The following is a 13,305-nucleotide window of genomic DNA, read 5'->3' on the forward strand; positions in this document are numbered from 1 at the left end:
GTCCCGAGCAGGCGCTCACCCTGGAGCGGGCGGCCGGGCAGCAGCAACGGTTCGCCGACATCGACGCCCTGGCGGCCAGGCTGCTGGCCGCAGGGTTCGCCGGACGGCCGGTGGCCACCGTCGTCCCCGGCCGAGGACGCCACACGCCGGACACCGCCAAGGTGACGGCCCTCACCCGGGAAGAGGAAGTCTTCTGCGTCAACGCCTTCGGGGTCCAGGAGCAGCAGCGGCTCGGGGCGTGGTACCTGCCCCAGAAACTCTCGGTCAAGGCAGGGGCAGTCAATCTGCCGTATCTGCTGCGGGAACGCCCTGGCCACGCTCTGACGCTGGCCGCCGATGAGACCGCCCGCCTCACCGCTGTGGAGGACTGGGACACGGTGCTGCTGTGGGCGCTGCTGGTGCCGCTGTTCGAGACACTGCTTCAGCCCATCCGGCTGCGGGCGGCAGGAGAGATCTTCCCTCGCACAGAACAGCAGCGGTTCTGGACACTCATCGAGGAGCGTTACCGGCTGCTGGGCATCGACGAGAGCGCGCTGGAAGCCTTCCGCTTCGGCGGCGGCTGGCACCAGCTGGACCGTGTGGGACAGCAGCAGGCCCGCCTTCGTTTGCTGGACACCCTTGCCGCCGCCGACCTCGTGCAGCTTGCGGCACGTCACCGGATCCAGCGGTTGCAAGGGCTGATGGCTGGTTTCGCCAAGAAGGCCAGGACGGGAACAGCCCTGGCGCGCCGGGTGCTCACCAAAGAGCTGCAGCCGGTCGTCTCCGCGTACTTCGGGGGCGACTGGCTGGCTGTGCTGGATTACCTTCAGGCTCCCCCTCACCCGGATGAGGAGATCATCACCGCTCTGCCCGAGCCTCGTCTGTACGTCGGCATGGCCACGCAGACGGCCGGCATGGCTGCCGAGGCGGGCATCGCGGAGGACGAGGTCCATGCGATGCTCGCGGCCTTCCTCGGCGGCGGCAGTTCTCTGTCTCCGGTGGAGGAGCGGGCTGCGGCCCTGCGCGGCTGGTGGGCGGGCTTCGACCAGGCGCATGCCGGCCAGTCACGGGGAATGCCGTCGTTGTGGGGGCTGGTCGATCAGGATCTAATGAGTCTGAACCGGACCGAGCAGGGGTACACCCCTCAGTTGTACCGGCAGCGTCTGCCCGCCGATGTCTTGGAACGGGTGGGGCGGCTGTGGGAGACGGTGACGCTTGCGCGGTATCCCGGCAGCATCGTCAGCAACCCGCGCCCGCACCAGACCATGGCCGAAGCCCTCGGTCCCGCGGCCGAGTTCTGGCACGGCGTGGGCCTGACCGCCTGGTTCGTGTGCGAAGGTCCCTACTCCCGCACCACCTTGGACCGTGTCGACCGCTACTACAGCAGGCCGCTGGCCGCCCTGCGCGCGGCCGGATGCCCGGTCGACACCGCCTTCTTCCGCGAACTGCAAGCCGCCGAACGACTCCTGGGGCCGGAGGAGGAGATCACGGACAGCGAGGACAGTACGGTCGAGACCCCGTACGGGCAGGTGACGTTCACCTCCAGCATGAGTCACGGCGCCCGCCGGGACGGCTTCGAGCGGGTACGGGATCTCATCACACGGCACCGGCGGGCCTGGGCCGAGCAGTATCTCGGTGCCTACGTGGAGGGCCGCTGGCGCTCCCAGTTGGAGGAGGTCGCCCACCAGCATCACCGCTTCGTCGCCGCCAAGGGGCGTCCCCCCACCCTGCCCCAGTTCGCGCGGTTCGCGACCACGGCAGCCAACCACTGGACGGGCGGCGACCTGGGGGCGCTGTACACGGCCATCGGCGAGCCGACGCCATCCCAACAGGAGCGGCCTACCCGCCTACTGACTGAGGACGGCTACGACTTCGCCCGCCGGGTGTACCAGGAGCTGGGCGGCAAGCCCGTCGACCACGACACCTGGGTGAACAACCCGGAAGAAACCCAACGGCAGTGGCAGCTCAGCCGCCTGGCCACCGAGAGCCTGCGCCACCTCCAGCTGCAGGAAGCACTCGGGCAGCCGCCGACCGCCAAGGAGTTCGGCGCCCAGCGTCTGACCTGGCCCTGGCCAGGCGAGGAAACCGAAGGCTGGCCCATCCTCGAGCGCGTCCTTGCAACGCTGACCCGTGCCAGCCTGGACCCGGCCACTACCCGCTCCCCCACCAGCCCGCTACCCGGCGAGGAGAGCGGCACCCTGCAACTGCGGACGAGGGGAGCCAACGCAGCCATCCGCACCGAGCCGACGACGGTCCGCGTCACCTGCACCGGCGCACCCGTTGACGTGTCCGCTGTACTCCTCACCCGCAACGGCAAGGTACGCAGCGACCACGACCTCGTCTTCTACAACCACCCCAGTCACGACGGGGTCAGCGTCGGCGGGGACACCGTCACCGCCGACCTGGGCCTCATCCCTGACGACATCGCAACCATCGCCGTCATCGTCAGCATCGACCTCGAGGCCCAACCCGCCGCAGTCTTCGACCATCACACCCAGTGGCAAGCAGACATCACCCAGCCCTCCCGCACCCAACTGGCCTTCACACCTGACCCCTTCTCCTCGGGTGAGACCGTCACCATCGCGGTGGAGCTCTATCGCCACACGACCGGATGGAAGGCCCGTGCCGTCGGGCAGGGCTACGACACCGGGCTGGCGGGCCTGGCCACCGACTACGGCATCGACGTCGAAGCCTGACGCCCCCTGTCTGGTACGCGAAGCCGTCGACGACCAGGTAAGTGCGGCCGCCGCCGCCGTCGATCTCGCGTGCGAGAGCCGCTGCTGGTGCCCAACCTTCCAGGTGTTCCTGGGCCAGCTGGATCTTGCGCACACGATCTCTCCTTGGGTTTCCGTTCCGTCCCGGTACGTCAGGGAGGTTAGAGTGACCGCGACGCGCACCATGGGGGGTGCCAAGTGAGCAAGGCACGCTGGAGGTGAGCATGGGGCTGCGCCCGACACACCTTGGCTACGCTTACCAGGACCTGCTCACCGCGCTGCGACTGGTGGACCTGGCGGTGGGACGTGCGAATTCCCTGCTGGTCGACACAAAGATGTTCACCGGCGACCGATTCGATGACATCACGTGCGAGTGGAGCACCGGCAGCCGCGAGCGGCTGCAGATTAAGCACACGGATTATGACCGCGCGTTGTCGCTGGAGAGTTTTACAAAGGACAAGCGAGGCCTACGCCTGGATCTGCTCTTCTCCTCCATGGACCACGACTTCACCTCGGATCCGGGTTCCTCGCACCGCCTCGTGGTGCGCGACATGCAGCCGGAGGATCCCGAGCTGACCCGGGTGCTGCGCCCGGTCCACGCCAGCACCGATCCCGGGCCTGCACTGCACGGCCTGAGCAGCAAACGGTTCCGTTTCGACGCCGCTGCGCTGCGTGCACACGCTCCGTGGAAGGAGATGCTCGCCCAGGTCAGTGATGACCTGCTCAACCGCGCTTGCGCATCCCTGGTCGTCGACACGGATCTTCCGGCGTGTTCGCTCAACATCCGCGAGCCCGGGCCAGCCGAGGCGGCCTTGCTGCACCGCATCACCGAAGAACTCGGTGCCGGACGGCCGCCGAACCGGCATCGCACACCCGAGGAGGTGGCGCTGGCCCTGATCGAGGCGGCCAAAGCGGCGCGCAGCCGGGCGGGGACCGTGATGGTCGAGGACCTGCTTCCTCGTCTGAGTCTGGAAGTCGACTTCGGAGCGGTCCGTGAGGGGCACCCCGTGGACCGTGCCACCGAGGTGAGACGTCCTACGGTGCTCACGGGCGTGGTCGCGGCCGTGAAGGACGCTGCGCAGCAGGGGGGTGTCGTGGTGGTCACCGGCGCTCCCGGCATCGGCAAGTCGTGGTTGTGTGAGCAGCTCGGGGATGCGCTGCGGGAGACATGGCTGGCGGTGAGGCATCACTGCTGGCTCGGTGCCGCGGACATCGACCGTGAGCAGCGTGTGCTGACCGAGGTCGTGATCGGCAGCCTGCTGAAGCAGCTGGGGACGGCCGTTCCAGAGGCGCTGGCGCAGGTCAGGCCACGCTACGCGGCCACGCTGGAGACCCTCACGGCCGCGATCACTGCCGCGCGCGGCCTGGCACCGGACCGGCCGATCGCGCTGACCGTGGACGGTATCGACCATGTCAGCCGGGTTCTTGGATCCACCACCGGCAGCGCCTTTCGTCCGCGGGTGGACCCGGCGGCCTCTCTGGTCACGGACCTCTCCGCCCTGGAACTGCCGCCCGGTGTCGTGCTCGTCCTGGCCAGTCAGCCCGGCCCTCACCTCGAGGCCGTCGACGCCGGTGCCTCCCGTCTCACCGTTGCCCCGCTCAACCGCGCCGAACTGCATGCTCTGGCGGACCGCCTGGGCGTGCTGACGGCCCTGGCGTCCTCCCCTGCCGGTGAGGGGCTCGATCCCGCTGCGCGGGCGAGGACCGCGGTCGCACTGATCGAGGAGCGCTCTCGAGGCAACGCCCTGTACGCCACGTATTTGTGCCGGCAGGCCATTGGTCCTGCCCCGGGCCTGGGAGCGGCGCCGGCGCCGGATGGTGCCGGCGATCCTCTGGAAAGGTTGCGGACGGTGCCGTCGTCGGCGCACGACCTCGACGACTACTACGCCTATCTGCTGGCCGGTCTGACCCCCGGACAGCGCTCTGCTGTCAGCATGCTCGCAGTCTGCGACTTCGCTGTGAGTGCATCGGAGCTCGAGGAAATTTTCCCGCTGCCCGGAATGCAACTCGGTGCCGCGCTGAACAGCGTGGCACCAATCGTCGCGCAACAGCCGGGCATCGGCGGACTGAAGATCCATCATGAGAGCTTCAGCCGCTTCATCCGCCGGGTCGATGGCGACGACACGTGGGTCGATCAGGTCCGGTCCCAGGCCGCCGACTGGTTGTCCCAACGGGGCTTCTTCACCGATCCCCGCGCGTTCCGGCACCTGCCCGAACTGCTGGCCGCACTGGGGCGCGATGACGAACTCGCTCTGCTAATCGAACCCGATTTCCTCACCCGCGCGATTGCCGGGCTGCAGCCGCCTCAGGCCATCGTCCACACTCTGACCGTTGCCGCGCGGCGTGCGGCGGTCCGCAACGACTGGCCCACACTGGTGCGCTGCGTCGAACTGAGCCGGGCGCGGGCGACGTATGAGGACGAAGGCCTGCCAGGTTCCCTGGTGCCGTATGCGGATGTGCTGGTGGCGCTGGTGGGAGCCGACCGCGTGGCGGCAAGCCTGATGTACGAGGGTGTGACCACGTTGGCGGCGCGGTGGGGCCTGCAGCTGTGTGCGGCGGTCGACCGGGCCGGCTGTGCCGCCCCGTGGGAGGCGTACCTCACGGCCTGGGACAAGGCACGCAAGGATGAGCGTGTCCACTACGGATCCGAGAGCGATGAGTCGGTGTTCCTGGCGGAGTTGCGCGGACGGATCCGGTTGCCAGCCCGGGCTGCTGACGATGTCGAGCTCGGGCAGGCCCCGCGTACGCTCGCGCAGCGGGTCGCCCGGTTCCTCGACCAGGAGGCTCTGACCTCGCCTGAGGATGCGCTGGGTGTGCTGTTGGACTGTCTGGGTCCAGACCCGTTGCTCGAGAGCGCGGAGCTCATCGAGCAGCCCGACCGGCGCGCGGCCCTTTTGCTGCACCTTGCGGACGCCCATGGCACGGCGGGCGGCGCGCTGCCGTCTGCCCGCACGCTGGCCACCGCGGCCTGGGCCGGCGGGCCGTGCGACCCGCGGCGCCTGCTCCGCCATGGTGTGGCAGTGTCGGACCTTGCCGAGGAGCTCTTTTCCGGGGACATCGCCGCGGTTCTCGCGAAAGCAACACAGGATGTACTGACCGATCGTGCCAGTGGCCTGTCCGGCCCGGTGAACAGGTGGCTGACACTGCTGGCCGTGGCCCATGCAGCCGATCCGCAGGCGCCCGCCCGACTGCTCCCCCTCCTGGACGGCGATGGCTTCTACCGTGCCTGGCTGCGCTTCACCCTTGCCACCGTCGGCCTGCACCGCGACGTCGAGGCGGGCATCCTCACAGCCGAAACCGCGTCTGCCACCGTGCGTGTCGCGCTCGAACAACTTGCCCAGCATGCAAACGCGTTCACGGGCAGCCCCCGGGCTTGCGATCTTGCGGACATCCACCGGCAGGTGCGGCAGGTGTTGCACGACGCCGTCGCCCTGCTGCGCGGCGATGATGTCGCTGTGGGCATCGCCTTCCTGCAAGCCGTCAGCGAGGGCACCACCACCTCTCTCATGGGCATGGCCGGAACCGGCCCGCTGGTCACCACGGAGCTGGTGTCCCTGCTCGCCGGGAGCGTCGGTCAGGCAGGGGCCGACGTCGTGCACGAGCTCATGCGCACGTTGCGCGGAGCGCAAGCCGAGCGCCGTGCTCTGTATGCGGAGGACGCCGACTTCGAGCTTGAGATGGCCCGTGTGAGTCTCGCCTGCGACGACCCGCACGAGGCGCAGCGGTGCTGGGAGCGTGCCGCCCGCTACATGGGGGCCTATGGCGGTCACAAGGACATCACCATCGAGGAGCTGCTGGATCCGCTGCCTCAGCTCATGCAGGCCGATCCCGTCCAGGCGCAGGTGCGTCTGGCGCGTACGCAGCCTCTTGTCCATCTCGTCGCGGACTGCACCGACGGGCGGGGCATGGCGGGAACGCCGCAGGAGTGGTGGCGTTCCCTTGCGCGCCTGGATCCGCGGGGTGCCGCGCAGTTGGGCGCCCAGGTGCTGCTGGCCGAGTCCGGGCTGCCCGATGGCCGGGTAAGCGCGGCCCACCGGCAGCTGCTGGCCACGCAGGCTGACACGGCCGACCCCGTCGTCCTGGCCGCGCTCCGCATCGCCGCTGGACCCGATGGCCGCAGTATCCGGCAGGACGTTGCTCTGCTCACCAGGCTTGCTGACCTGCCCGGCGACGACGCGGCCCGCGCATCGCGTCTCCTGCCGGTGCTGGCCAATGCAATCACCTCCACCTACGACGACCAGACACTGATCGCCGCATCGCAGGCTGCCGGGGACGAGCCCACTTCTGCGCTGCGCACAGCAGCACAGCGTTGTGGCGGTGAGGGCGGCTTGCCCTGGGCGCCCCGCCCCGTGCCCAACAACACCTCACGTGACTGGTTCGGCCCCGAGAAGCACCCCACCACAGCCGCGTATCTGCACGCCCAGCAGCGCCCGACGCTGCCCGTAGGTGCTGCTGGCGCGCTTGCTGCGGTCCGTGACCGCACCAGCAAGGCATACGATGCCCCCTCGGGCCCACGGTGGTCGAGGGATGCCCTGGCCAATGCGGTCGGGTGGCGGCTCTTGGAGGTCATCGACGGTCAGGGAGCAGACGCAGCCGCCCAGTTCCTGCACCGGATCGCCGACGAGATGAACGCCTCCAACCCTCTTGAGCTGCTGGCCGACCTCGCCTCGGGGCTCCGCTTGCGCCAGGACAGCGATCCTGGTGTTTTCGGCCCTCTCGCCGCCACGGCGGGCATGCTCGCCTACACCAAGATGCGAGGCGGCGGCGGATGGCGTTCCTTCGGCGGCAATGACCGGCTGGATCTGTGGCAGCAGGCGCACTACGCGGACCCGGCCACCGCAGCCCGCAACCTCGCAGACCAGGTGGCCCAGGCCGTCGCCGAGGCGTCCTACAGCCGCACTATCGGTGTCAGCCTGGCCCTGGTCTCGGCGTTCGCTGTTCAGCCCCCGCTCGCTTCACCCCCGGCTGTCAGCGCTTTCGCCTGCTGGGATGCGGCGTATGGCGTCATCGCCCACCGTCTGCCGGGCCGTGCCCGTCTCGGCCAGGGTGCCTACCACCCGGTGCCGGAGCAGGCGACCCAGCACGACATCGACACCGCACTGTGCGAACTTGCGTTGGCCACGATTGCCCTGCCCGAACGCGGCGACAAGCGCCGCGCCCTGATCGCAGCGACGGTTCTGCTGGCCAGCCGTTCCGGCCAGGCGCAGGCAGCCCTGGCACGCGTCCTCTCCTTCGACCTCGGAGCTGGCCCCCTGACCTGGCTCCTGACCGTCCTACAAGGACACCTGCCCGACGGACCTCTGGATGCCGCCCTTCTCGAACAGCTCGTCACGCTGTGCGGCAGTGACGTGCTGTCCGTCCGTGCCGATGCGTCCGCCATCCTGGCCCGCGCTGGCCACCAGGCGGCCCGCCCCTGCGGCAACGGCAGCTCATCCGACACTCGCACGCGCCATCGCCGCCGCCCTCTCCCTCAGCGAGGACAGCGCATGAACAACCCTCGGGAGTTCGCAACCCACCTCGTCGACCACTACCTGGGCGACCGCCTAAACGCCGCCGGCAGTCCGGCCGGGCTCCGCGAGACCGTCATCGATCTCGTGATCGATGCTCTTCCGGACGTCGAGACGCTCATGCGCATGCAGCTGGACCTTCTGACCAATGGACGCCGCAGCCAGCTTCCCGACGCCTATCTCGCCGACCAGGCCGCCGCCGAAGACGCCCTGCAACGCGCTGCCGCCGGCCTGCGTGCCGCGCTTGCCCAAGCGGGACATCTCGGCAACGCCCAGAATTTCGAACGCGGCGCGGCCGCGCGACTGCGCGATGACCCCCGCGCGGCCCTGCGTGCCGAATTCGCCCGCATTCCCCGCCCTCTGACTCGTCCCGAGGCCCTGGCGTGGTCGCTTGATCCAGCACCGTGGTTCAGTGAGAGCCATCAAGCGGACAAGCCCTGGCCGCCTTCCGGCTTCGCTTCGGTCGCGGGCCTGCGGTCCCTGCCGGGAAACGCCATGGCCTTTGCTCGCGTGGATGAAGGTCCGCACGAGGGCTGGGTGCAGATCGGCTTGTTCGAGCGGCAGCGCACTCCTGCACGCCGATACCCGGATCAGCCCGCCCGCCAACTGCAGATCGCCGTCGGCCTGGAGGCCCTCGACGACGACCCGCCGCCCGGCACACTACCCGCCTGCCAGGCCCCCTGGCAGCTGTGGACCAGCCCGTGGCGGCGCCTGGGACTCGGCCTTACAACCGAGTTAGCAGCCGAGCACATCAGTGCCGCAGACCAGGCCTTGACGGCCCTCACTGACGCTGGAACCGCTGGCCTGATCGATACGCCTCGCCCTCGCACCCTGAGCGGCCTCGGCCTGCCCGTCTACGTACTCGCACCCGCAGCCGGCGTCGTGGCCGCACTCGGCCTTGAACCCACAGAGGGAATCTGCGGGTTCAGCCTCAGCGACGCCACCGGTGAGGCAATGATCTGCCGCCAGTGGCACGGCCGCCTCGTCCACGACGGAAACTACGAACCACTCCTGCCCGCGGTCGCGGGAGCTGATCTACTCATCCGGCCCGACCTGTTCGCCCGGCTGCACGACACGATCGGCGCCGCGCGCTGCCGAGCCGGCGTCAACGTCCACCACGAATCAGCCGACGACACCCTCGACGACGAGGACTGAGGGCGCCCCAGCGACGACGCTCCCATCAACCCGCCTTCATGTGGCAGGCGTGCGGCGACCTATTCATCCGCGCCAGCGACGGGGCTGTGCCTGAGCGTAGATGGTGTGCTGGGTCAGGTGGGCGAGGACTGCGTGATTAGCCTCCCAGCCGTCGGCGGCCTTGGAGGCGGCTTCGGGGTGTGCGGGATCGTTGGAGGGGTGGGCGTCGAGGAGTTCGGCGATGCCGGCGCGGGCCACGACGATGCAGGCGTGGCGGTGGCGTGAGGTGAGGACGCACAGGCGGCCGGCTTCCAGGTGGAAGGTGGAGGCGTCGCCGCGGCCGGAGAGGGGGTGCAGGACGGTGGTGACGCGGAATTCGCAGCCTTGGAGCCGGTTGGCGGTGTCGACGGTGACGCCGTGCAGTTGGGGGTAGTGGCGGGCCAGGAGCGCGCGGATGTCGTGAGCCTGGCTGCGGTGGGCGGTGCCGATGGCGATGTCACCGGGCTGCAGGGCGTGCCCCTGGGGGGTTTCCTCGCAGGTGGTGATGGCGCGTCGGGTCAGCAGCCGGTCGGCGATGCCGAGGGTGGTCTGGAAGGCTTCGATGTCGCGCTGGCCGGTGATGCGGGCCGGTAGTTCGAACAGTGCCCATCCGGTTCGGGCGGCGTGCTCGATGACCTCGTCGGTGGGGGTGCGGATGTCGAGAGGGGAGAACGTGAGGGTTCGGTCGGCTTCACTGCTTCCGGCGTGGAAGGTCGTGGAGGGGTAGAAGGCGTTGCTGATCGGGGGGACGGCTGAGGGCGGCAGGCGCCAGGACACGGGCAGTGAGTGGACGGGCAGGTCGCGGTTGTTGGCGAGCAGGACGGCGACCGCGCTGTTCATGGGGTCGTGGGACAGGCCTTGGAAGCGGTCGGTTGCGACCTCGGAAAAGGGGTCGAGTTGGCCGGGGTCTCCGACGAAGAGGGCCCGTTCGAAGATGCCGGCGGTCCACAAAAGCGTGTCGGAGCGCATCTGGTAGGCCTCGTCGATGATCGCCCACGTGGTGATCCGCCTCCCGTTGTCGTCCGAGCCACAGCGTTCGGTGCTGCCCGTCCAGGATCGTCAGGTAGTCGAGGGGAGACAGGCGTCCAGCGACCGTTGCGGCGACGATCAGACCTGCTTCCACGGTCTTTCCCAGGCCGACGCCAGTCTGTGTGGTCAGCTTGTAGCCCATGCCGAACCTTCCCAGGCCAGCTCGGCGGTCTTCTCCGGATGCCGGACGTAGTGCCTGTCGTCCTCGCAGCCAGGTGGGCAGGTCTCGTCGTTCCGGCCCGTCATTCCCCCACACTTCTCCCCCTCGTTCTCCTCTGGTCAAGACGGCAGGTTCTCACCCCCCACTGACAATCGCCTGGCTGCGGGCCGACGTCACGACGCGGGCCTTGGTCGCTCCGCTATCGGCTCTGGTAGGCGTGAGCCTCAGCGCTCAACTGACGTAGACAGTCCAGCAGAGCCGTGGGGTTCGACCTCACCTCCGCGATTCGGGTGAGCGCAGTCGCGACCGTCGCGTCATCCAGAGAGGCCACCCATGCTGTGATCACTTCTCTGTCGGCTTCCACTGGTGGCATAGCGAGGATTTCGGGGAGATCGCGGCGGGCGATGGTGGCCTGCATGCTCAGGACGCCCCGGTCCGCTGCAGGCGTGGTGCCCGCCGACTGAAGGGCTTGCCGGAGGTCGGGGTGTCCGATCGTGATATCGAGCTGGGGCGGGATCGCGGTGCCCTGGCGGGATCCGGTGATGAGGATCGGGATGGCCGTGGTCCGAACCCAGTCTTCGAGGTAGCCCAGCTCTTTCAGCGCTATGTGCCAGACCTGGGTGTGCGGGCGCTGCACGCACACGGTCGGAACGATCGAGAGCGCGATGCGGGTGTAGCGGGGGCCACTGGCCAGGATGTCTCCGGGCTGGAGAGGAAGGCCGTGGCCTGGCTGCGGATTGCGCTCCAGAGGAAGAGCGACGGTGAGATCGGGGTGCTGGTGGTCGGGATAGACGGCGCCGAGGCGGGTCGCGGCGACGGCCGGGGTGCGGTGCTTGGCCAGGTTCGTGTGCTCAGCCAGGAGCCGGAGCGGGTGGTCCTCGACGTCGCGGCGCTGGAAGGGCTGCAGTCCTCGGATGCGCTCGGTGAGCTCAGCACCGGCGGCTAGTGGAGCCAGTCGGCGCCGTTGCCCGTGGGCGAGCCAGGCGTCGAAGCGGGCCGACTCGGAGCACGCCGGCATCTCGATGCATCGTGCCTCCTGGTCAGTCAGCGGGCGCTTAAGAGGTCCTAACAAAGGCGTCGGACGTGGCGGTGGGTGATCAGGCAGACGGCGAGGCCGAGGAAGGCCTCGTGGATGTCGTCGCGTCGTTCCCAGCGGATGCGCAGGCGGCGGAAGCCGTGGAGCCAGGCGATCGTTCGCTCGACGACGTAGCGGAAGGTGCCCAGGCCAGTGCCGTGCGGCTCGCCTCTCTTCGCGATCACGGGGCGGATCCCTCGCTGCCAGAGCAGGCGGCGGTATTTGTCGTGGTCGTAGCCGCGGTCGGCCAGGAGTGCGTCGGGGCGTCGGCGGGGTCTGCCGACCTGGCCCGCGACGGCGGGAATCTTGTCGAGCAGCGGCTCGAGTCGGGTGACGTCGCCCGCGGTTGCCGCCGGTCAGGGACACCGCGAGCGGGATTCCCTGGCCGTCGACGATGAGGTGGTGCTTGCTGCCCGGGCGTGCCCGGTCGACCGGGCTGGGTCCGCTTTTGGGCCCCGTCGGGCGGCCCGCACGTGCGAGGAGTCGATCACCGCCCGTTCCCAGTCCAGCTGGTTCTTCGACCGCAGCTCGTTCAGCAGCAGCTGGTGGAGCTGGTCCCAGACGCCGGCCTCGTTCCAGGCCGCGAGGCGCCGCCAGCAGGTCATGCCCGAGCCGAAGCCGAGTTCCTGGGGCAGGTACTCCCACTGGATACCGGTGTGCAGGACGAAGAGGATCCCGCACAGGGCCTGCCGGTCAGGCACCCGCGGTCTGCCCTCGGCCTTCTTCGGACCCGGCTTCGGCAACAACGGCCCGACCAGCGACCACAGTTCATCCGACACGATCCACGGCCGCGACTGACGGTTTCCCAGACATACGAGCAGAGAGGCCGACAGCCTCATGATCAGCAGCTTTTGTTAGAGCCAGTTACTCTAGGTCTCCGGTTCGTCCCCGCCCACCCCAACGCCGCCCTCTCCCCGAGCCAGCCCGCCCTCGTTTCCCTGGCGGACGCAGTGCGAAAACCGTACGGCAAGCGCGCGGGGCATGGGACGTCGTCGCGGGACGGCATCCTTTCGGGTGACGGGGACTTGACGGCGGACCGGTACCGCGAAATCCGGCTCCGCCGGTGGCCGAGCCACCGGGCGTGGCGGACAGCGCTGCCTCACCCGCGAAGGCACCGGTACGTCGCCGGATCGCCGCGAACATCTCGGTGCGGTCCTTCGCGATCGGATAGTCAATCCGGTCGTAGCGCTGCTGGAAGGCGGCGGCGCGATCCGGCGATTTCAGGAGAATCAGTCCGAGGCTGTCTCCGGGCATCATGTCGCGGTGGCCACAGAGTTCCAGCGGCAGACCGCGGTGCGAGTCGGTCAGTGCCTGCACCAGCTCGGCACAGCGCAGGCCAGTATCGGAGTCGTGCTCGAACTGGAGGATCCACCACTCCCCCACGCGGGCTTCACGTCCGGTGACGACCTGGGGAACGGCGACGGTGTGGAGAAGTCCGAGGCGGCGGAGCAGTGTGCCAGGGAGCCAGGCGACGTCGCGCCAGGTGGACTCGTAGGAGATCAGCTGGCGTTCGGTGTCCCACTGCTTCTCGTAGGGGTCCAGGCGTCGCCGGCCAGCCAGCAAGGCTTCTCCGCCGTTGAGGCCATGGATCTCGCCGCGTCCGTTGCGCATCGGTGAGCGGCAGGGCAGCAGACCAGCCCAGCAGGCTGCCGAGGCTGGCGTTGCTCT

General features: G+C 69.1%; 5 protein-coding genes and 1 pseudogene. 2 read left to right on the forward strand and 4 right to left on the reverse strand.

Features of this window, described 5'->3' with window-relative positions:
• Positions 1-110: 110 nt before the first annotated feature.
• Together ACZ56V_RS31840 and ACZ56V_RS31845 are read left to right on the forward strand one after the other, a co-directional pair.
• Positions 111-2,675, forward strand: coding sequence for a TerD family protein (locus tag ACZ56V_RS31840; protein ID WP_468947109.1), 2,565 nt, complete (start codon positions 111-113; stop codon positions 2,673-2,675).
• Positions 2,676-2,917: 242 nt separating this feature from the next.
• Entirely contained in the window at positions 2,918-9,355 is a 6,438-nt protein-coding gene (locus ACZ56V_RS31845) for an AAA family ATPase (RefSeq protein WP_468947110.1), read from the forward strand.
• A gap of 63 nt (positions 9,356-9,418) precedes the next feature.
• Here ACZ56V_RS31845 and ACZ56V_RS31850 read toward each other — a convergent pair whose 3' ends face one another.
• The 4 genes and pseudogenes from ACZ56V_RS31850 to ACZ56V_RS31865 all read right to left on the reverse strand — a co-directional run bounded on the left by ACZ56V_RS31850 (position 9,419) and on the right by ACZ56V_RS31865 (position 13,248).
• Positions 9,419-10,342 carry an AAA domain-containing protein gene (locus tag ACZ56V_RS31850; protein WP_468947111.1) on the reverse strand — a complete coding sequence of 308 codons (924 nt, stop codon included), beginning with the start codon at positions 10,340-10,342 and terminating at the stop codon, positions 9,419-9,421.
• Between the two features lie 419 nt (positions 10,343-10,761).
• Complete coding sequence (locus ACZ56V_RS31855; RefSeq protein ID WP_467385071.1) at positions 10,762-11,580, reverse strand: hypothetical protein; 819 nt, start codon at positions 11,578-11,580, stop codon at positions 10,762-10,764.
• A 47-nt stretch (positions 11,581-11,627) separates the two neighbouring features.
• A pseudogene (locus ACZ56V_RS31860) lies at positions 11,628-12,476 on the reverse strand (IS5 family transposase).
• A 25-nt stretch (positions 12,477-12,501) separates the two neighbouring features.
• Positions 12,502-13,248, reverse strand: a complete 747-nt coding sequence (locus ACZ56V_RS31865) for a hypothetical protein (protein WP_468947112.1) — start codon at positions 13,246-13,248, stop codon at positions 12,502-12,504.
• Positions 13,249-13,305 lie beyond the last annotated feature (57 nt).

This window comes from Streptomyces sp. NPDC034099 (assembly GCF_055575415.1).